9 protein-coding genes and 2 tRNA genes are annotated in these 22,514 nt (G+C 45.4%); 7 read left to right on the top strand and 4 right to left on the bottom strand.

Annotated elements, in window-relative coordinates:
- Positions 1 to 61: 61 nt before the first annotated feature.
- On the bottom strand, positions 62 to 11,422 hold the full coding sequence (locus tag OC193_RS19825; RefSeq protein ID WP_048662579.1) for a VCBS domain-containing protein: 11,361 nt from the start codon (positions 11,420 to 11,422) through the stop codon (positions 62 to 64).
- Positions 11,423 to 11,655: 233 nt separating this feature from the next.
- Between OC193_RS19825 and OC193_RS19820 the strand changes: the two genes are divergently transcribed.
- From OC193_RS19820 to OC193_RS19795, 6 genes are all read left to right on the top strand, one after another.
- Complete coding sequence (locus OC193_RS19820; protein ID WP_048660012.1) at positions 11,656 to 12,120, top strand: hypothetical protein; 465 nt, start codon at positions 11,656 to 11,658, stop codon at positions 12,118 to 12,120.
- A 99-nt stretch (positions 12,121 to 12,219) separates the two neighbouring features.
- Entirely contained in the window at positions 12,220 to 13,647 is a 1,428-nt protein-coding gene (locus OC193_RS19815) for a TolC family protein (RefSeq protein ID WP_048662643.1), read from the top strand.
- A gap of 11 nt (positions 13,648 to 13,658) precedes the next feature.
- Positions 13,659 to 15,398, top strand: coding sequence for an efflux RND transporter periplasmic adaptor subunit (locus tag OC193_RS19810; protein ID WP_048662581.1), 1,740 nt, complete (start codon positions 13,659 to 13,661; stop codon positions 15,396 to 15,398).
- The gene (locus OC193_RS19805) at positions 15,395 to 18,538 is read left to right on the top strand and encodes an efflux RND transporter permease subunit (protein ID WP_048662582.1); all 3,144 of its coding nucleotides are present in this window, start codon (positions 15,395 to 15,397) and stop codon (positions 18,536 to 18,538) included. Before OC193_RS19810 ends, OC193_RS19805 begins: the two co-directional genes overlap by 4 nt.
- A 106-nt stretch (positions 18,539 to 18,644) precedes the next feature.
- The gene (gene copI, locus OC193_RS19800) at positions 18,645 to 19,184 is read left to right on the top strand and encodes a copper-resistant cuproprotein CopI (protein WP_048660015.1); all 540 of its coding nucleotides are present in this window, start codon (positions 18,645 to 18,647) and stop codon (positions 19,182 to 19,184) included.
- 112 nt (positions 19,185 to 19,296) lie between these two features.
- Positions 19,297 to 19,782 (top strand): hypothetical protein, encoded by a 486-nt coding sequence (locus OC193_RS19795; RefSeq protein ID WP_048660016.1) that lies wholly within the window; start codon positions 19,297 to 19,299, stop codon positions 19,780 to 19,782.
- Positions 19,783 to 19,943: 161 nt separating this feature from the next.
- Here the strand turns inward: OC193_RS19795 and OC193_RS19790 are convergent, their stop codons facing one another.
- From OC193_RS19790 to OC193_RS19780, 3 genes are all read right to left on the bottom strand, one after another.
- Entirely contained in the window at positions 19,944 to 20,201 is a 258-nt protein-coding gene (locus OC193_RS19790) for a hypothetical protein (protein ID WP_048660017.1), read from the bottom strand.
- 243 nt (positions 20,202 to 20,444) lie between these two features.
- Positions 20,445 to 20,519: transfer RNA gene (locus OC193_RS19785), tRNA-Gly, on the bottom strand.
- A gap of 37 nt (positions 20,520 to 20,556) precedes the next feature.
- Positions 20,557 to 20,631 (bottom strand) — tRNA-Gly (locus tag OC193_RS19780).
- Positions 20,632 to 21,155: 524 nt separating this feature from the next.
- Here OC193_RS19780 and OC193_RS19775 point away from each other — a divergent pair.
- On the top strand, positions 21,156 to 22,319 hold the full coding sequence (locus tag OC193_RS19775; RefSeq protein ID WP_048662583.1) for a threonine/serine exporter family protein: 1,164 nt from the start codon (positions 21,156 to 21,158) through the stop codon (positions 22,317 to 22,319).
- Positions 22,320 to 22,514 lie beyond the last annotated feature (195 nt).

The raw sequence follows: 22,514 nt of genomic DNA, 5'->3' as shown, positions 1-22,514 counted from the left end.
TTCTTTAGAGGAGATTTCGGGAGCAGACAACACTCCCGATCTTACTTACTTGATGTTGATGTTATGGATTAGGGTCTATGTCCGGCAGCCCGTCTACGTCGTTGTGATGGTGATGCTCATCATCTTGGTTATGGTTGATATTTGCATCATGGTGTTCAAGCGCGTCTGACATATCTAAGTGCGCTTGGTCATGTGTTGCTGCATCTTGTTGGTCGACTTGTGCTAGTACGATGTCCATATCAGCAGGTTGATCGTCAACCGTTGTCGATGTCGCATCGGGTTTAATGCCCAAGGCATCCAGATAAGCTGCTGCACCATGATGACTGGTTTTCTGGTCTGGTACTTGGTGAGCGTGCTGAGTCAAATCTAGATAGCTGTCATCACTTTGCGTAACGGTAAAGTCTGCTTGCGAAGACATGTCAGGCTCGTCATGTAACACCGGAGGAGGCGGTGGTGGAGCAGGGTGTGAGGTATGGGTAATAGGGGTTATTGTCATATCAACCACCTCGGTACCTATATTCAGTTTACCGCTATTTCCCGGGCCGTGGCTGAGTATTTGAACGTTCACATGGGCAACCACTTCATCTTGATTTGTCCCTTGTAATGCAACTTCGAACTTGTCTTCATGTTGGCCAATACCAGAAGCGCTGCCATGTGGCCCTGTGTGTACATTTGCCTGTTCTTGATAGTGTAAATCACCAGTCTGAGGGTCAATGGTTAATGTTCCATATTGACCGTGATGGCTTGTTACATAACTCCCATCTGGAAGATGAATCCGCCAACCATGTTGTGCAGTTGGCACTGGCGTTAAAGATGGGAGTAGTGGCGGTGTACCCAGTGAACCGGACACTTGGTGACTTCCCGGTGGCGCTTTGACTATGATCGGATCAGGTATGGCACTGGCAGCAAAGCCTTGGCTACCCGCGGTATTACCGTGTTCGTCAGTCATGGTCACTTGTACATGAGAGCCTGGTGCAACTTCTATTTGTAACCCATTCTGTAGACTGTGGGCATCGAGCACATGGTCAACACCATTGATATTGATATGCTCGCCAATTTTTGCATCACCAGGAGGCGTAATGGTTGCTGTGATCGTGTTTGCATCACCACGGGCAATTTCAGCTTTGCTGTATAAGTTGTCTGCGCCTGCGCTTTCAAAAGTAATCGTAGGGAGACTTACCTGAGTGTCGACTTGGTAAACCACATCGGTGGTGGCGTGTGCGCTATTACCTGCGCTATCTGTAACGGCTATTGAGGCTTCAATTTTCTGGTCAGCATCTGCAATTAATTCACTACCAGGAACAGCAATTGAATAGTGCCCATGTGAATCGACAGCGCCAGTATGTTTTATGCCATTTACATTTAAAGTGACAACATCTCCAGTATTAAAATCACCAGAAACGGAACCGGTGATATCAACGGATGAATAGGACTCTTGATCGTTAATCACGTTATCAACAGTGACAGGGTCGGTATGAATGCCAATGTGTATTTGTGTATCAACGGTGAACACTTGCGAACCAGTGGTAGCACTTCCTGTATTTCCTACCGCATCGGTCGTTTGTATTGTGGCTTCAATAGAGTGTATGGGTGCCGCCTGCCCACTTGCATAGCTAGTATGGATATTGGCACGTTCCAATACGTTACCTGCAACAGGAATTGAGAAATGCCCAGCCGCATCAACGGTGCCCGTGAGAGACGGAATATTCGCTCCGTTTATTTTCAAGCTTACAGTATCACCTGTGTGATAATCACCCGTCACCGTGCCTGTTATCGGTATACTTTGCCCCGACTCAAGGGCATTAAGCACGTTATCTTGCGTAACTGAATCAACAGCGATATGTGGAATTGGATTTTGTGTATCGACTAACAAATGAGTCGAAATACGAGGGGTTGAATTGCCAGCTGCATCCACGGATCCCACTTGTATTGGGTAATCGTGGTCAGCCGCCAAAATACTTTGGTGAGCAGATGCACTTAGGGTCAATGACCATGAACCATCTGATTTTACGGTTGCGTCATAGAAATGGTTATTACCGACGATAACATACACGACATCACCAGGATCGACGTTCGAAGTTGTTCCCGTGATCACCAGTGGTTGGTTGTTCTCAGCCGCATTTAACGCATTATCTTGCGATATTGGATTTACGGTTACTGTGCCGGGGGTTGTATCTAGCGTAAAGCTAAAATGAGTCGCTGGCGATACGTTACCTGCGATATCAGTTTGTCTTACCTGTAGGTTGTTTACACCTTCTGCTGGGTTAAATACAGCCGTCCAACTGTGCCCACCGTCATTGGAATATTCTATTTTCGCGCCCGCTTCCGTTTGAATGGAAAGCTGAGAGTCTTGAGTGATTAAGTCTGGTGTATTGATTAGATGTCGACCAGTGTCCTGGACCAATGACACCGTTGGTGCTGCAATCGAATTATCTAGGGTGAAACTCAATGACGTGTTGGTGGACACATTACCTGCGGTATCAGTTTGTCTCACACTTACGGTATTTGAACCTTGCTGTGGCGTGAAACTCGATGTCCATGTTTGACCATTGTCCGTTGAATATTCAACGGTTGCGCCTGCTTCTTGCCCGGTAATGGTTAATGCGCCACCACTAGTAATCGAGTCAGAAGCGTTACTGCCGGTGTCATGAGTTAACTCGATAGTCAGCGGAGCAATAGTGGTATCAACATGTACTGAAAGTAGTGGCGACGTTGCAGGCAACGATGAAGAAGGAGCCAGAGCTTTGGCGGATAGATTGTGATCGCCATCCGTTAAGTTGGTGACCACAGCACTGTATTGACCTGAACCATCAGATACCGCATGTCCAATCGGGGTTAAACCATCGTAAATAGTCACTTGTGAGTAAGGGACGTCAGTGTGACCCGTTATTGTTGGCGTATTGTTGTTTGTAAGGTTGTCTGTATCCGATTTTCCGCTATCACTTGAAGCCACCAAATCTACAGTAACCGTATTACTTGGTGGCGTGTTACTGCTAGTTGGAAGGCTTGGTTGCGCCGTCGTAACGATGGGGTTTTGTGGTACTGTTGTGGTGATAGTTGGTTGCTGCCCTGTAATCAGATTGACTTGTCCATTGGTATCAAAGGTGAGGAATCTAGATGACTCACCACCATGATTATCCGCAACTTTAACTTCAAACACATCAGCGCCATGGTAGGTGTGTGTGGCTGAATTATAGCTCATGCCTGAAACAGAAGAATTTGGAGTGTAAACATAAGCGCCAGAGGTTGGATCAACCGAAAGGTCACCAAACTGTCCGGTAGGGCTAACCACTGAGAAAGAATGCGTGTCTTTTACATCGACATCTGTTTCAGTCAAGGTACCTGTAACTGGCGTAGTCTGCGTGATTGAAAGTATTGGATCATCGTTGGTGCCGTGGATGCTCACTGTAACGATTTGTTTATCGCCACCTTGTGTGATCACTTCGTATTGCACTGTCTCTACCTGATCCTTAGCAAGGTGCTGGACGTTGGCATTAGGAACGGAATAACTCCAATCTCCAGCTTTTCCTATGGTGAAAGATCCTCCAAATGGGTCATGGAGAGCATGCACATTATGGCTTTCATGGAAATGATTTTCCCCAGCATCGGGATCGGTGACATCAAGAACTCCAACGGTATAAATCGTATGTTGAGCATCACCTTGTACGTGGCTATCTTCGGTGATAGTTCCTGACTTATCTCCTGTGATTACACCTGCGTCATTAACCGCTGCCAATGTTGTGCTCGCACTTGTGTGTGTAATGCCACCATGTGCATCTTTAACGTCATAAGTGAATTTTACCTGTCCGTGGTAGTTAGCTTCTGGGGTAAAGGTGAAAGTGCCATTGGTATTGGCTAAAATGGATCCGTGGTCGGTTTGCAAATTGGCTATTGAAAGCTGGCCTGCATCGTTGTCATCAATATCCGTAGTATTTGCAAGCAGTTGAGGTGAAGTAAGAATGATCTTTGTATCTTCTACTCCAGCAGGTAAAGATATTGCGGAGGAGATAACGGGATTATCATTGGTACCATGCACTGTGACAGTAATATCTCGATGGGCACTACCATCAATGGATTCTACGGTGAATGTTTTCTGGTAGCTTTCACCAGCACCTAAGTGTTGTAACTTGCTGTTATCTATATTGTAAGCCCAACTTCCACGAGCATTTATATGAAAATGACCACCTTCCGGGGTATTGATGTTTTGTGCTATAAAACCAGCTTGATCATGATCGGGGTCGATAACATGTAAATGACCACTGCTACTTATTAGGTTATGGGTACTTCCGGGAGTAAAGTGGTCTTCAGTTACGTGGTTGTCAACGCTTGAATAACGACCGACTTCGATTCTTGCTTGGCTGTCTTCACCAATGACTTTCACCATGATAGTCACTGTTTGCCCATCAGTGGTTTTAACAGTATAAGGGAATTCCATTGACTCCCCTTGGTGTAAGCTACTGACCAAGTCATCAGCATGGCGATTAAGAGCTGTCTCTAAATGGAATGAGTATGACCCATCAGGCCATATATCAAGTTCACCAGGGGGAAACCCTTGCCCTATATAAACACCGCCAAATTGAAATTGAGTATTGTCGCCAGTATCAGGGTCGATTATCTGCAGCTTACCTTGATAGCGAGTAAACTCACTCTGTAATGCATCTGTTTCACTCATTTGTATGACATTCGAGACTAGTACCGCTTTGTCATCTGTCCCTTCAATTGTAAGAACAGCGGTTTGCTGAGTTTGGCCACCATGACCATCACTCACAAGGTAAGACGCCACTATGTTCAATGGCTGACCAGCATTGAGGTAGTTAAATGCAGGGTCGGTTGCATCGACCAGTAAAGTATGACCATCTTTAGCGATTGATAGTCCAGATGGAAGCAATTGAGAGCTTTTTCCGCCATCTACTGAAAAAGATAGCTGCTCTATATTTAAAGCGTCTCCTTCCTTATCTGTTGCGCCTGCTAGCAGATCTAGGTGGTGTGGTGATGTCGCTCCCTCAATAACACGGTCTGTTAAAGGTTGTACATCGGGATTATCGTTCACAGCAGCTAGCTGAAGAGAAGCAGAAGTGGCCACTGAACCGCCATGAATATCTTTGATATCATAGGACAGAGAAACCTGTCCGTTATAGTTCGCTTCTTGATGGAGTGTATAGGTTCCATCGTGATTATCGGTAATACTTCCATGATCAACAGAAATTGCTCCAAGCGTTAATTGCCCCGCATCATTTTTGTCGACGTCTGTCGCAAGAGCAAGAAGGTCTGATGCTTGTATTGTTTGATCAGTATCTTCAGTTCCAGAAGCGAGTGTAACCACTGATGAGACTGTAGGATTATCATTTACGCCATGGATAGTAATTTGAATTTGTTGAGCAGTACCGTCTTTTGAGTGAATCGTTACCGTGTCCACTGCTGTTTCTGTTGCTCCAAGAGACTGCACTTCGGTTTTAAAATTATCAACCACATAGGACCAATCACCTGTTTTAGGATTAATCGTTACAAGACCACCCATAGCTGTTTCGTAGCCATTATTGTGTACGCCATCATTGGGTAAGAATTGTGCCTCTCCCGCATCGGGATCGGTAATAGTTAGGGTTCCATGAGCCTGGAGAAGCGCCATTCCCATCATTTTGTCTTCGGTAACGCCACCAGTGATATCACCGCCAATAACGGCATTGTCTGGCATTGCATTCACATCAATCATCATCCCTGAAAGCCCTGGGTGTCCTGTTGCAGGGTTTATTGCCAAAGCGCCATGACTATCGGCAATTTGATAGGTAAATGTTGCGTGACCATTAAAATCTTTTTCTGGTGTATAGATGACACTTTGACCATCGGCCGATAAAACAGCTTTTCCATGATCAACTTGTAATTGCTCAATATGGAGGGTATCTCCATGGTCAATATCTTTTCCTGCTCCTACAAATCGATCGATAGAAATGGTAATGGCCTTGTCTTCATCGGTACTTATAGGATTAGAACCTGCACTTGCACTGCCATAGCTAGTAAACTGCAAGATTGGGCTATCGTTTGTGCCGTGAAGCGTAATCGTGATACGTTGTTTGGTACCGTCAACCGTTTGTACTTCATACACAATATCTTTTGTTTCGCCCTCTGCCATATTCTGGACCGAGCTTAAGTTGTTGTTCACGTCATAGGACCAAGCTCCATTTGGCGAGATAGATAAGCCATTCTGAGTTGTATTGTAAGGGTCATCTATTTTGGTAACACTGGTAAACTGAGCCTCACCACCATCGGGATCAACAACATGCAAATGACCTTTTACAGTTAGTGCGCTCTGGTACGATTGCAAATTGTCTTCAGTAATATCACCGGCATGTTGTCCGGTAATGACAGCGGCATCGTCAACTGGTGCAAGATCAAGAGAGGCTGAAGTTGATGTCACACCGCCATGTGCATCTTTAACGTCATAACTGAATTGAATTTTACCGTTGTAATCCGAATTTGGAGTGAAGGTAAATGTCCCATCATTGTTATCGCGAATTGAACCATGGTCAGCGTGTAGATTTGTAATGGAGAGTTGACCTGCGTCATTAGCGTCCACATCTACGGTATTTGCTAACAGTTCAGTGGAAGTAATGGTCTGAGCTAAGTCTTCTTTCCCTGAGTTTAACTGTACTTCTGAAGCGCAATAAGGGCGGTCGTTGCTACCATGGATGGTAATAACAATGTCATGAGAGGTTCCATCTTTGGTAAATACGGTAACCGTATCTGTGAGAGTTTGATTTTCCCCCAGTTGGTCAATCGTTGTGCCACGGGTGCTGGTTAGCCCTCCTGTACTGCGAATTTGACCGGTATCAGCATGATATGACCAACTACCATCTTTGTTCAGAAGAAGGTCGCCGTATTGACCTGAATAAGTAAACCCAATGCCGTGAGTGTCAAATTCCGCTTCGCCTGTATCGACATCGGTAATATTGAGCTTGCCAGTGGTATGTATGGTACTTCGGCCAAGGAATGCCATGCCAGGTTGAGCATAATCTGGGGACATGTCTTGCCCTGCATTGCCTTCAGTGACATCTCCTGAGTCGACACCGCTTACCGTTGCAGAGTTGTTTACCCCGGTGATTATGATTGAAAGGTTTTGTGTGCTGCTCGCATTATGTTCATCAGTCACTGTTACAGGAATAGTGAGTGTTTTTGTTATGCCCGAAGCTAAAGACAGATAAGTGGAGTGACTAGGGTTGAAGCTGTAACTGCCGTCTGGGTTGATCACTAAGCCATCGACTTGCGGTGCACTGTAAGTCAATGTTCCACCTGCATCTATATCATGGCCAACCATTTGTCCATTTAAGAGGCTCCCCCCTTCAATAACCGAGTGAGATTGCGCTTTAATGACGGGAGTATCGTTAGTGCCATTGATCGTAATTTTGATGGTCGAAGGTGTGCCGTCAACGGAAGATACGGTGAAGGTTTCTTCGACCTTATCGCCGACATTTAATTGGTTAAACGCGCTGTTGGCGGTGAACACCCAATGCCCATTAGCATCAATAGTCAGGTCGCCGTTAGATCCAACAATGGAGTCTGGCGTAAACGTGTTGTCTGGGTTGTCTACATCGGTACTAGTCAACGTTCCTGATGTCGTTACTGCTTTGTCGGTCTCATCAATGGCAACGGTCGCACTGCTGACAGTTGCGGCATCGTTAGTGCCGTTGATCGTCACCTTGATGGTGGACGTTGTGCCATCTACAGACGACACCGTGAAGGTTTCTTCGACTTTATCGCCAACGTTCAGTTGATTAAACGCACTGTTGGCGGTGAAGCTCCAGTGACCATTAGCATCAATAGTCAGGTCACCGTTGGTGCCAGTAATCGAATCCGGTGTGAATGCATTATCTGGATTATCCACATCGGTACTGGTCAACGTGCCTGAGGTAGTTACCGCTTTATCAGTCTCATCCACACTGACTGTTGCGGTACTGACTGTCGCTGCATCGTTAGTGCCATTAATCGTGACTTTGATCGTTGACGCTGTGCCATCAATAGACGAGACAGTGAAGGTCTCTTCGACTTTATCGCCGACATTCAATTGATTAAACGCGCTGTTAGCTGTGAATACCCAATGACCATTGGCATCAATGGTGAGATCACCGTTGGTACCGGAAATGGAATCGGGTGTGAACGCATTGTCTGGGTTATCCACGTCGATACTGGTTAGGGTGCCTGAGGTGGTTACCGCTCTGTCGGTTTCATCAATGGCGACGGTCGCACTGCTGACAGTAGCGGCGTCGTTAGTGCCGTTAATCGCCACTTTGATGGTTGACGCTGTGCCATCAACCGACGATACCGTAAAGGTTTCTTCTACTTTATCGCCAACATTTAGTTGATTAAACGCGCTGTTGGCGGTGAAGACCCAATGACCATTAGCATCAATAGTCAGGTCACCGTTGGTGCCTGAAATAATATCCGGTGTGAATGCATTATCTGGATTATCCACGTCAGTACTGGTCAACGTGCCTGATGTCGTTACCGCTTTGTCAGTTTCATCCACACTGACCGTTGCGGTACTGACCGTCGCTTTATCATTGGTGCCATTAATTGTCACTTTGATCGTTGACGCTGTGCCATCAATAGACGAGACAGTGAAGGTCTCTTCGATCTTGTCGCCGACATTCAATTGATTAAACGCGCTGTTAGCGGTGAATACCCAGTGACCATTGGCATCAATGTTGAGGTCGCCATTTGTGCCTGCAATGGAGTCTGGAGTGAACGCATTATCCGGATTATCGACATCGGTGCTAGTTAATGTTCCTGAAGTCGTTACTGCTTTGTCGGTTTCATCGATAGCAACGGTCGCACTGCTGACAGTAGCGGCATCGTTAGTGCCGTTAATCGTCACTTTGATGGTGGACGGTGTGCCATCTACAGACGACACCGTGAAGGTTTCTTCGACTTTATCGCTGACGTTTAATTGATTAAATGCGCTGTTAGCGGTGAAGAACCAATGACCATTGGCATCAATAGTCAGGTCACCGTTGGTGCCAGTAATCGAATCCGGAGTAAACGCATTATCTGGGTTATCCACGTCGGTACTGGTCAACGTGCCTGATGTCGTTACTGCTTTATCAGTTTCATCTATAGCGACGGTTGCACTGCTAACAGTGGCTTTGTCATTGGTGCCGTTAATCATGACCTTGATGGTCGACGGTGTGCCATCAACAGACGACACAGTGAAGGTTTCTTCGACCTTATCGCCGACATTCAATTGATTAAACGCGCTGTTGGCGGTGAAGGTCCATTGGCCATTGGCATCAATGGTGAGATCACCATTAGATCCAACAATGGAGTCTGGCGTAAATGTGTTATCTGGATTGTCAACATCGGTACTAGTCAATGTTCCTGAAGTAGTTACCGCTTTGTCGGTTTCATTGATAGCAACGGTCGCACTGCTGACAGTAGCTTTGTCATTAGTGCCATTTACTGTGATAGTCACTTGATGCGGCGTGCCATCGGCAGAATGAACGGTAATCGTGTCAGTTGCGGTTGAACCTTTTCCTAACGCTTGAACGGTAGGGTTTGTATTATCAAGATCGTAAGTCCATCCACCAGTATCGGTAAGATGTAACGTACCAAGAGCACCCGCAATATCCGTATTTGAAAAATGCGCTTCACCGGTATCGACATCTGTGATTTTTAATTGCCCCGACGTAGTTAACATCGTTTCTTCAGTTACTTTACCAGTGTCAGTACCGCTAATTAGGGCTCCGTCGTTGGTACCATTGACGAATATATTAATATGATGTGACGTACCGTCTGCAGAATGAATAGTAATTGTATCTGTTGCGGAATGACGTTTACCCAAAGCTTGAACTGTTGGATTCTTGTTATCAAGGGTGTATGTCCAAATACCATTATCGGTTAAATGAAGCGTACCTAGTGCACCTTTGATATCAGTATTAGAAAAATGAGCTTGATTAGCATCGACATCAGTTACGTTAAGCACACCTGAAGCCGTCAGGTTGGTTTCTTCGGTAACTTGGCCGTCGATTGTTTTAACTCTGCCCATCAAATATGAATGAGGAGAGCCTCCCGAACCTGTAGTTATAACTGCTTTGTCATTAGTACCATTGATCGTTAACGTAATTTGGTGTGGTGTGCCGTCAGCAGAGTGAACAGTGATGATGTCTGTCACTGTGGAGCCTTTCGATAACGATTGTACCTTCGGGTTTGTGTTGTCTAAATCGTAAGTCCAAGAACCGTCTGGTTGAATGGATAGGCTGCCCCAATGGCCTTGAAGTTGTTCGGATTGAAAGTGATCTTGGTTTAAATCCAGATCAGAAACCGTTAATTGTCCATGAGCGTGTAATGTTGAGTCTTCGATCAAAGTCCCAGTATCTAACCCCGTGACCACTGCGTTGTCGTCAATGCCGCCAATTGTCATTTCAAGCGCTTGAGGAGTGCCATCTTTGGTGTGAATGGTAAACGACTCATGGAGGCTAGTGAGTGAGGTCAACGCTTGGATATTGGGAAGTGAATTGTCGACTTGATAGTGCCATGCACCGTTAGAGTCGATAGTCAGCGTGCCATATTTTCCGGTAATCGTTTCAGCAAGCACAGAGCTTTGATCATGGTCGGGGTCGACGACATCAATCTTACCTGCTGCATTCAGTAACCCGTGAGAATCCACGTTGCTATCTTCGGTCACTATGCCGTGCAAATCTCCAGAAATGGTAGGAACGTCTTGCTTACCAGTAACGGGTATTTGAACGACAACACTAGACCCATTTGATAAGTGCAGCACGAACTTATCTGTGCCGGGTTGATTTTGGTGTAGCAAAACGTATTGAGGTGAAAGAGGGTTCAATACAAAGGTGTACTTACCACCCGAATCAACGTGCAGTTCCCCATATATTCCTTTGATCACTTCCGGAGTAAAGGTTACTGGTAGGCTCGGTGTTGTCGGAACATTGTTAGTAGGTGCCGTTATGCCTCCCGATTCGATAGAAGGAATCGAACTTGCGGGGATGTAATGAGCTTGAGGGTGTGACGAGCTAGAAAGGTGATGTGAAGGTCTTAGCGTCGTTTCACCTCCCGTCGAAGAGGACTCTTGACCAACAATAGCATCTGAATCGTGAATATTTCTTGTTATGGTTTTTTTATTTTCGTCTTTAGAAATATCAGCGCTTTGATGAACTGCACTTTCTTGATTGTTGGTGGAATCTTGATGAGCCAATGTGGAATTATCCGTTGGGCTCACCGTTTCAGCTGAAGCGTGTTTAGCGAGCGACGGTAGAATGAGCATTAAAGACTGAGTCAGAGGTACATTGACCTTAAGTTTCGAATGCAATCGAACTTTCTTAGGTTTTTTCTGTTTTACAGTATTTGCGGACTGGGTTTTAGTTTGCTCTTTTTTATCGAGCTTTTCGCTTTTTTTGACGCTGTTTTTTTTAGTCATCTTTTCATCCGTGAATCTCTATTATTCTTATCTAAGTAAAATACACAGATCGAGGTTTAGCGAGCTAATGAGATAATTTTTAAAGAAAATTCCCTTAAATCAAACGACTCTCTCACTTTAGTGTAAAGCGTGTTGAATATTCATTCGGTTATTGGTTAAAGATATTGAGTAATGAACTTGACCTTACCCTAAGGGTAACGTTTATAGTTGCGGTGTAAATTCAAAGGTAAACTATGACAAACACATTCCGAAAAACTTGGATTATTGTTTTCAGCATCATTGCGATGTTGATGTCTAGCTATGCCTCAAGCTCCTCAGCCTTGATGACTGAAGTAATGATGATGGAAATGGGGTCGAGCAAATCGGCTTGTTACCACAGCGATACTTCGGTTAATGATTCAATGGCAGGGTGTCATGTGATGAGTGAAAAAGTACACGCTGAAGACTCTAACATGAGTGCCCATGCTTTGATGGCTCAATGCGATATGTCTTCAATGAGCGAAGACGGCAGTTCGATGATGGGTAACCATTGTTCGAGTGCCGATTGCTGTGCCTCAATGTGTTCTGCAAGTCCCTATCCAATTCAGGCTGTTCAAGCCGTTAATCAATTTTCCTTTTCATTAGCTCGTTTTCAATCGGTCACTATTGGCCAAAAAGTCACGCGTGCTCAGTCTTTGTTACGCCCACCTGCCGCATAAATCTATATCTAAAAACATAACGATATCAGAGCTACAAATCTGATACGCCAATCTTTTATATGCGTTATTTAACGCAAGATATGGACATTCATTGTGAATATAAAACCAACAACCTCCGTGTTTGGAATAAACGCGAGTGTCGTGGTCGCTGTTGCCTTTGTTTCGAGTGCTGCTTTTCTTTCAACCAGTGCTTTAGCTGCTGCGTCTGCTTCAACACAAGCTGATCAACAGAGCTCAACACAGCAACTCAATACATTGATTGAGATAGCATTGAGCCAAGACAGCAATCGCAAGCAGTACTTTGCTCAGTCGCAGGCGATGCGAGAAACCGGTATTGCGAGCGCGACCTTAATGGATCCGAAATTGAAAGTCGGATTTGGTGGATTGCCCGTCGATAGCTTCCAGTTTGATGAAGACCCAATGACCAATATTTCGGTTGGTCTAATGCAGCAATTTGAGCGTGGTAATACACTCGATCTTCAGCAGAAAAAAGCTGGTCAGCAAGCGGATGGGTTAGCTCTTCAAGTGCAGGCTCGCGAGCTTACCGTTGCTAACAGCATGACGCAGCTATGGCTTGAACTGGGCTATCAGCAAGTCGCTGAAGGTGTGATGCGTGAAAACCGACGCCTCTTGGTTGAGTTAGAAAACTATGTGCAAACCAATTACTCGATAGGCAAAAGTGAAGCACAAGACCTACTTAATGCTCAGCTACAAGTCAGTAAGCTTGATGAAAAACTCCAAGCCAATCAGCAAGTTCAACACCGTCTCATCTCTCAGTTGTCTGAATGGTTGGGTTCTGATTGGTTAGGCTCTCAGGTTCTTGATTCTCAGGGCGTACTGAATGCAACTAACCAAATCGATTGGTCGTTGTTGGAAAGCAAATTAGCGACCAATATCGATTCAACCAAGCACTACCAGTTACTGACTGACCATCCTTTGGTTAAGATCTCCGATGTCAGTATCTCCTCCAATCAAACTCAGGTTGAGCTAGCTGAGCAAGCGTATACACCTCAGTTTGGTGTGGAAGTGATGTATGCCCATCGACAAGCGAACAACATGGCTGGCGAACCTGCCTCTGATCTTGTTAGTGCTTATCTCACAGTTGATATCCCTCTGTTTACGGGCAACCGACAAGACAAGAACTTGTCTGCGGCTCAGTACCAAGTTGGCGCAGCTAAATCTCAAAAAGACACCTTACTTTCCCAAATGAACGCACAAGTGAACGCATTGCTGGTGGACAGATCAAACCTGATCCAGCGATTAGAACGTTACCAAAAAACCTTGTTACCTCAAACTGCCGCTCGTATTAGTGCGGTGGAAAGAGGTTATCAAAACAACACCGCCCAATTTAACGATGTGATTTCTGCAACGGCGGATGAGCTTGCTTTGAAACTAGAGCAACAGCGTTTGATTACCGATCTCAATATCGTGAACAGCAAGCTCGCGTCACTGGTCAGTGGTTTTGAATACCAAGTAAACCAACCACAACTCAATTCAAGCGCAACTAAACACACAGCCAATCAATAAGGGAATAGACAATGAGTTCAGTAAAAGTAGCGACTATCGCTTTATTGGTAGGTGGTGCATTGGGTTTTGGTGTGAACCATTTTCTAATTAATCCAGCACACGACATGTCAGCAATGGCAACGAGTACAGACGCAGATGTCAGTAAACAGGCCAAGGACGAACCTCTGTATTGGGTGGCGCCAATGGACCCAAACTATCAGCGTGATAAACCGGGTCAGTCACCTATGGGGATGGATTTAATCCCTGTTTATGCCGATGACTTAAGTGGTGGTTCAGACAAAGCAGGAACTGTGTTTATCGATCCGTCGGTAGAAAATAATCTGGGTGTCAAAACAGCGAAAGTTAACTTCGAACCGCTGTCTCCTCGGATTGAAACCGTGGGTTATGTGGCGTTTGATGAAAGTACATTGTGGCAAACCAACGTAAGAGCAGCTGGCTGGGTTGAGAAGCTTTATATCAATGCTGTCGGTGAGAAGGTAAATAAGGGCGATGTGCTGTTCACACTTTATTCTCCAGAGTTGGTTAAGGCACAAGAAGAGTTACTTAGTGCGTACAAAACGGGTCGCAAAGGATTGATAAAAGGTTCCACCGAGCGCTTGATCACCTTGGGTGTCGATAAAGCTCAGATTCGTTCGATCACTCGCCGAGGTAAATCCTCACAAACCATAGAAATCAAAGCACCTGCTAATGGCGTAATTGCGAGTCTCAATATTCGTGAGGGCGGCTACCTTTCACCTGCGCAAGCGGTAATTAGTGCTGGCCCTCTAGGCGAAGTTTGGGTTGATGCCGAAGTGTTTGAACGCCAAGCACACTGGATCTCATCGGGCAGTAATGCAGAGATGACACTGGATGCGATTCCCGGTAAGGAGTGGCAGGGCAACGTCGATTATGTATACCCAATCCTAGACCCGAAAACTCGAACTTTACGCGTTCGTTTGAAGTTCTCGAACCCTAATGGCGAACTCAAACCGAACATGTTCGCCAATATTGCGTTGAAGCCAATCAGTGATGATGCCGTACTTACCATACCAAGATCATCGGTTATCCATTCAGGTGGAATGACTCGAGTGGTGTTGTCCGAAGGTGAGGGAAAATACCGTTCAGCACGCATTGAAGTAGGGCGTGAAGCTGGCGAGAAGATCGAGGTGTTGCAAGGGCTTGAACAAGGTGAACATATTGTCACCTCTGCGCACTTCATGTTGGATTCTGAATCTAGCCAATCCGCTGATTTGTCGCGAATCAATGGCGTTGAAGAGCAAGCCGAAACAGTTTGGGCAAAAGGTGAAATTGCAGATGTGATGCAAGGCAGTCGTATGGCGACCATCAATCACCAACCTGTACCTGAATGGGATTGGCCGGGCATGGTGATGAACTTTACCTTCGCAGAAGGCTTAGATATGGCTGACGTGAAGCGTGGGCAAGTCGTTGATTTTGAGATGATGAAAACAGATTCAGGCCAGTATGAAGTCGTTGATTATAAGGTCAGCGAGCATCAAATGGCGGGCGAAGTGTGGGTGAAGGGAGACATCACAATGCTGATGGCAGACTTCGGAATGATCACGGTAAATCACAAGCCAGTGCCTGAATGGGATTGGAAAGCGGGCGAAATGAACTTCCAAGTCAGTGATGACCTCGATTTATCCGAGTTTGCCGAGGGTCAAAGTGTTCGGTTTCTAATTGTGAAGCAAGGGTCGGATTATGTGCTCAAGTCTCTCGAACCGACGAATCGCATGGGTGAGGGCGAACTATGATCAATGCAATCATTCGTTGGTCCATCAGTAACCGCTTTTTGGTGCTGGTTGCCACTGTAGCCATCGTATTTGGGGGCTTATACAGCGTTAAAAACACACCGGTAGATGCGATTCCTGATTTGTCAGATGTTCAGGTGATCATCAAAACCAGTTATCCGGGGCAAGCACCTCAAGTAGTTGAAGATCAGGTGACCTACCCGCTCACAACGGCGATGTTAGCCGTTCCGGGTGCAGAGACGGTTCGTGGCTATTCGTTCTTTGGCGATTCGTATGTCTATATCATCTTTAATGACGATACCGATATGTACTGGGCGCGTTCACGAGTGTTGGAGTACTTAAGCCAAGTAGCCCCTAACTTACCATCAAGTGCTAAGCCAACATTAGGGCCAGATGCAACTGGTGTGGGCTGGGTTTACAGCTATGTGTTGCAAGATAAAACCGGTCAGCATGACTTAGCGGATCTTCGTAGCCTGCAAGATTGGTTCTTGAAGTATGAGCTGCAAACCGTTGAGGGCGTATCTGAAGTGGCGACTGTTGGCGGCATGGTGAAGCAGTATCAGGTTCAGATAGATCCTGCCAAGTTACGTGCTTACGACCTAACGCTTCAGCAAGTCAACAAGGCAATCCAGGATGGTAATCAAGAAACCGGTGCGTCTGTTGTCGAGATTGCCGAAGCCGAACATATGGTTCGTACGACCGGCTACCTCACAAGCATCGAAGACATTCAATCTCTGCCGTTAAAAGTGACCGACAAAGGTACTCCACTGTTATTGGGTGATATTGCCGATATTAACCTTGGCCCACAGATGCGTCGCGGTATCTCTGAACTCAATGGTGAGGGCGAAGCTGTTGGCGGCGTTATCGTGATGCGCTTTGGTGAAAATGCCAGTGAAGTGATCGACTCGGTTAAATCCAAACTCGCTGAGCTGCAAGCCGGCTTACCTGATGGTGTCGAGATTGTCGCGACTTATGACCGCTCTACTTTGATTGATTCAGCCGTTGAAAACCTATGGAAGAAACTGGCTGAAGAGTTCATCGTGGTCGCCGTCGTGTGTGCGCTGTTCTTGTTCCATATCCGCTCGTCGTTGGTTATCGCACTAAGTCTGCCTGTCGGTATCTTGGGTGCATTCATTGTGATGCATTGGCAGGGTATTAACGCCAACATCATGTCTCTTGGCGGAATAGCGATTGCGATTGGCGCCATGGTAGATGGAGCCATCGTGATGATTGAGAACGTTCATAAACACATTGAACGGACTCCGCTCACTGACAAAAACCGTTGGCAGGTGATTGGTAAGGCAGCAGAAGAAGTTGGTGCACCGCTGTTCTTCTCTCTGATTATCATTACCTTGAGCTTTGTGCCTGTGTTCGCGCTAGAAGGGCAAGAAGGCAAGATGTTCTCGCCACTTGCATTTACGAAGACGTATGCAATGGCGGCTGCAGCCGGTTTGGCAATAACGCTGGTACCTGTGTTAATGGGTTATTTCATTCGCGGTAACGTGCTACCTGAACATAAAAACCCAGTAAACCGTAGCCTAGTGGCGATGTACAAACCGCTTCTAAACCTCAGCCTAAAATATCCAAAGGTGATGATTGTTATCGCACTTGGCTTAATGGCGTCTGCTTATCACCCAACCAGTAAGCTTGGTAGTGAATTCATCCCTCCTTTGGACGAAGGGGATTTGATGTACATGCCAACCACGTATCCGGGTATCTCAATAGGTAAGGCTCGTGAGTTGTTGCAACAAACCAACAAGCTCATCAAAACCATTCCAGAAGTCGAAACCACGTGGGGCAAAATTGGCCGAGCAGAGACAGCAACCGATCCTGCGCCACTGACCATGATTGAAACGGTTATTCAGCTTAAACCAAGAGATGAATGGCGTGACGGTGTCACTACTGAGTCGTTACGAAAAGAGTTCGATGATCTGATTCAGTTTCCCGGTTTAACGAACGCGTGGGTTATGCCAATCAAGACTCGTATCGACATGCTAGCGACCGGTATCAAAACGCCAATCGGAATAAAGATAGCGGGGCCTGATCTTAACGTTATCGAGAAAATTGGCTCTCAGCTTGAACCTATCTTAAATGGTGTCAGTGGTACGGCTTCTGTCTACGCCGAGCGTGTTGCGGGCGGTCGTTATGTGACGATAGACATTAAACGTCGCTCGGCTGCGCGATATGGCTTGAGCATTAAAGAAGTGCAACAGGTTATCTCGACTGCGGTTGGTGGCATGAACGTGGGTGAAACCGTTGAGGGGCTAGAGCGTTATCCAATCAATGTCCGTTACCCACAAAGCTATCGTGATTCTGTCGTTAAGTTGCAGAACTTGCCATTGGTGACACCAAACGGAGCTCGTATTGCACTGTCTGATGTCGCGGATATTCGTTATGAAGATGGCCCACCGATGATCAAAACGGAGAACGCACGCCCTAACGGTTGGGTGTTCGTGGACATTGATGGTCGTGACTTAGGTTCTTACGTGGCTGAAGCGCAAAAAGTCGTTGCCGAACAAGTTGTATTACCGGCGGGTTACTCGCTCGCTTGGTCTGGTCAATACGAATACATGGAGCGTGCGAAGGAGCGTTTGAGTGTCGTTGTGCCTATCACCATCGCCATCATCATGCTGTTGCTTTACCTGAGCTTCCGACGGGTCGGTGAAGTGATGATGATCATGGCAACGCTTCCTTTGGCTATGGTGGGTGGTTTGTGGTTGATGCATTACCTCAATTACAACTTCTCTATCGCGGTCGGCGTTGGCTTTATTGCCCTTGCGGGGGTTGCGGTTGAAATCGGAGTGATCATGTTGGTTTATCTCAATCAAGCGTGGCACTACAAAAAGCTCGATGCAGAGGAGAACCAACAAACACTTCAACAAGCTGACCTAACGGATGCCATTCGTGAAGGGGCAGGGCTTCGTGTTCGTCCAGTAATGATGACGGTTCTTACGGTGATCATTGGCCTAATTCCAATCATGTATGGCGAGGGTACTGGTTCGGAAGTGATGCAACGAATTGCCGCGCCGATGATTGGCGGAATGGCGTCTGCGTTATTGCTCACGTTATTGGTGCTACCTGCGATCTTTAAACTTTGGAAGCAGCGTGAGATTACGCACAGCCAAAACGAGACAAACAAATAACGTATTGATTACTAGCCCTTACTTATCAAAACAGAGTGAGTAAGGGCGTACCACATGAACATGTGAAACTAACAAATAAATAACTGAATTATTCTAAGGAACGATCATGAAAAAGACACTTATTGCGATTGCACTGACATTAACTACTGCAACGGCTTTTGCTGAAATGGACCACTCAAATATGGATCACTCGATGATGGAGAGTGGAAAAATGGATCACAGCATGATGAAGGATGGAAAGATGGACCATTCGATGATGAATATGGAAGGTATGTCTGAAGTGGGTATGCCTGCGACAGGCGCAAAGCCGGATAAAGTGGTTCATGTTCTGCTAAGTGACGATATGAAAATCACCTTTAAGAACAAGGTCGATATTGAGCCTAATGACGTAGTTCAGTTTGTGGTGATGAATACAGGCAAGATTGACCACGAATTTTCGATTGGTTCTGCCTCAGAGCAATTAGAGCACCGTGAAATGATGAAAAATATGGGTAATCACGCTCATGACTCGGGCAGTACAGTCACGGTTAAGCCTGGTAAAGCGAAGCAGCTGCTGTGGCATTTCCATGGTGACAATAAGGTAGAGTTTGCGTGCAATATCCCAGGGCATGCGGAAGCGGGTATGATCAAAGCGTTAACGTTATAAGGTGATACAGATGCCATATCTAGCTCAAAGAGATGACTGCTAGGTATGGCTACCTTGTTTTAGTGTTATTTAGGTATTAGGTTTAAAAGACTAAAGGAATAGGAGTTTAAGGATGAATAAGACAGTTCTAGTGCTTGCAGTATCAAGTGCTTTATTAGCTTGGTCGACTCACAGTGTTGCTGCTAAACCTGAATGGGCAGGCAAAGGTAAGCCCGATTTAGAAGAAGTAAAAACATTCGCTGAGGCAAAAAAAGTTGAAGGTGAAATTGATGATCGTGAGAAGCAGCTTGATTCGATGATCGAAGAGAAAAAGAAGAAAGCGAAGAAAAGTAAGAATAAGAAAGACAAGAAGAAGTTAGATAAAGAGCTTGATGATTTAGAAGACGAAAAAGAAGCACTCGAAGAAAGTAAAGAAAAGCTCAAAGATAAGAAAGAAAAGCTTAAAGATGATATGGATAATGACGAAGAAAAGTCGGGATTAGAAAAGCAGAAAGACAAGAAAGCGGAACAAGAGCGTAAAGAAGAAGGAAAAGGGTCAGAAAAAGGCCAACAGCAGCGTGAAGAAAACAGCAAAAAGTGGTGGAACTTTTGGGAGTAATCCGAGGGCCTTACATCACCTATTCATTTCAACCAATCAGTACAGCTTTGTGTGACCGCTAAGTCATTGATTAAATGCTGTGTTCAGTTAAAGATAAGTCTCAACCTGTCCAGGAATACATGAACTAACTTGTATTGGCTGAGGCTTATCTATAGCTAGAATCACTGTAGCAAGATAGAAGTTTCAAGCAGGTGGTGTGCTTCGCCGCTCAGGTGCGGTAACTCTGACATGATCTTTTTCAGTTTGTCGTCGATTGATTCAGCTTCATTTAGCGATCGAAAAGCCAGTACAGCCTGTTCAGGTTCGCTGTTCACATAACCTTTCAATGTATCTAGCTGAATTTTATTGGCATTCTCAACTTTTGCTAGAGCAGTGTTAATTGCTTCGATGTTTATGATTAACTCATTGCTTTTAAACATTTTTATTGTTTTTTGGTTGTTTATAATTGGCGCACATTAACATAACTATTTTTTCGGATATTGACCAAGGTTATTAAATTAGAATAATTTTGAAATCTAATATAAGCATCAGTAGTGTAAAGATGACTGACAGCAGGAGTCAAATGTGGAGCGATATAGGAAGTTAACGGGCTTAATTTTAGGGCAATAGATAATTTTGAAGAGGCGTAGATAGAGCTTTGGCTGTATAAAGCTTAAATAAATTGGAGCGTGCAGCGGGAATCGAACCCGCATCATCAGCTTGGAAGGCTGAGGTAATAGCCATTATACGATGCACGCACACTGTCTTATGAGTAAGACTGAGGCATTAAGAGACTGGAGCGTGCAGCGGGAATCGAACCCGCATCATCAGCTTGGAAGGCTGAGGTAATAGCCATTATACGATGCACGCACATCGTCTTAACGAGTTTGATAATGCCACATCTAACTGAAAACGAAACCTTTTTCTTTCATTTTTATTCTAAGTGCTCGCATAACCACCACTCCGCTAGTTTTTCCATCATGTTCGGCATTTTCAGAGTGAATAAAGTGTGACTAAACTCTCGTTAAACAGAGGGCGAGAAATAGCAGAACATGCTCCGCTATTTTTGAGACAAATTTGGGCTGATTTATAAACCTGCTTGGGCGGTGCTAGTTTGTAATAAAATCCATGCAAATTGAGGGATTCGGAGTGTTAACATAAACTGCTTTTTATTTGTATTTTGGCGTTCACTAATAACAATCTGAATGCATAAATTTAACTTATCAGCCGGTCAACACATTCAGTAAACTAATCCCAAATGAGTAGAGATATAGGCACTTCTAAGCCTTTGCAGAAAAAAGTAACGAGTTCAGTTGATAATTTACGCAAAAGTCTCGTCATTCCGTCTATCGTTTGGTACATTTGCCGCACATTTTGTCTCCCCTAAAATACCCATGCCTTCTCAGTTCCGAATTAACAAAATTGTTGAAATTGGTGACACTCTTCACCGCAGTGGCTGTGCTCCTTACAAGCTAGAGAAATACACTCAATTCTATGCAAAAAAGCATGGTGTTGACGTGATGATCCAAGCAACGCCAACTGCGATTAACTATCAATTTCCAGACGATAACAACGCCGTTATTCTTAAGCGTCTAAAGCCTGCGTCAATTAACCTGAGTTTGTTGGCCAATACGATCATTCGTATTAACCAACCGAGCAGTGAGCCTGTACCAGAACCTGTCGGTTATTCTAAATTTGTGACTGCACTTGCCAATATGGGGATTCCGCCTGCGTATTTGATGCTGGTGGGTAGTACGTTGGAAGCGGTTGGTTTTTCTGCGTTATTGGGTTTGATGGTTTGGATATGTCAGCAAGTTCTTCATTCACGTCGCGCTATCGCGGTTGAGTTCATCTCTGCATTGTTAACGGGTATCTTCGTGGCGTTTTTGGCGAGTACAGGGTTACCGATTCCGGTGTGGGCGTTGTGTATCGCCTCGATCGTCTTGTTTGTCCCCGGGTTATCCATAGCCAACGCATTAGAGTGTTTGGCGTTTAATGATCTCGTCTCTGGTACCAGCTTGCTAGGGCAGAGCGCCTTAACGCTGATCAAGCTGTTTGTTGGGATTATCATGGGTCTCAATATTGGTGAAGCAATATGGGGACAAGCGGTTTCTATCGACTATACCAATGCGGTACCGATGTGGATGCACATATCAGGCTTAGTGTTGATCTCAGTATCTATCGGTGTGATGTTCAATGCTCGCCCTAAAGACATCCTACTCGGATTGCCAGTTGCGGTTCTGGGCATGTGGGGTCCATTCTATCTTGGTTTTGATAGTGGTTGGGTTGTCGGTACTTGGGTAACCACCGTTCTTATTACTTTGTACGGCACTTGGATTGCTAAAAAGATGGAGCTCACCGGCTCTATTTATATCGTGCAGGGTATCATCATCTTGGTTCCGGGTAGCCGTGTATTGGTGAGTGCGAGCCAATCGGTGTTTGAACAATCTATCTTGCCGATCCCGAGTATCGGTTTATCGGCGTTATTCATGTTCTCGGCAATCGTGGCAGGGCAAATCACCGCGTACTCGATCTACTCGCCAAAAGTAGAGCGTTAATCTCACTAGGTTACTACTGCCGCTCAGGCAACTTCGTTTCTTCAACAAACACAGCTTAGCGGCTGTGTTTGTTCGTTTTAGGACTGCTCTTTTCCGACGTTAGGATTATCTTGAGATAATTGGTTCGATTTGTGCTCGCTAAGCCTAACAAGAGTCATTAAAATAGAACAAATTCTATTTAAATGAAGTATTAAC

It is taken from the genome of Vibrio crassostreae, from assembly GCF_024347415.1.
GTDB classification, from domain to species: Bacteria; Pseudomonadota; Gammaproteobacteria; order Enterobacterales; family Vibrionaceae; genus Vibrio; species Vibrio crassostreae.
This window is presented reverse-complemented; position numbering and strand designations above follow the sequence as displayed.

Bases quoted from the DNA above. Each gene is read 5' to 3' on its own strand.
- OC193_RS19825 (WP_048662579.1), bottom strand. From the start codon at position 11,422: ATGACTAAAAAAAACAGCGTCAAAAAAAGCGAAAAGCTCGATAAAAAA.
- OC193_RS19820 (WP_048660012.1), top strand. From the start codon at position 11,656: ATGACAAACACATTCCGAAAAACTTGGATTATTGTTTTCAGCATCATT.
- OC193_RS19810 (WP_048662581.1), top strand. From the start codon at position 13,659: ATGAGTTCAGTAAAAGTAGCGACTATCGCTTTATTGGTAGGTGGTGCA.
- OC193_RS19805 (WP_048662582.1), top strand. From the start codon at position 15,395: ATGATCAATGCAATCATTCGTTGGTCCATCAGTAACCGCTTTTTGGTG.
- copI (WP_048660015.1), top strand. From the start codon at position 18,645: ATGAAAAAGACACTTATTGCGATTGCACTGACATTAACTACTGCAACG.
- OC193_RS19795 (WP_048660016.1), top strand. From the start codon at position 19,297: ATGAATAAGACAGTTCTAGTGCTTGCAGTATCAAGTGCTTTATTAGCT.
- OC193_RS19790 (WP_048660017.1), bottom strand. From the start codon at position 20,201: ATGTTTAAAAGCAATGAGTTAATCATAAACATCGAAGCAATTAACACT.
- OC193_RS19775 (WP_048662583.1), top strand. From the start codon at position 21,156: ATGCCTTCTCAGTTCCGAATTAACAAAATTGTTGAAATTGGTGACACT.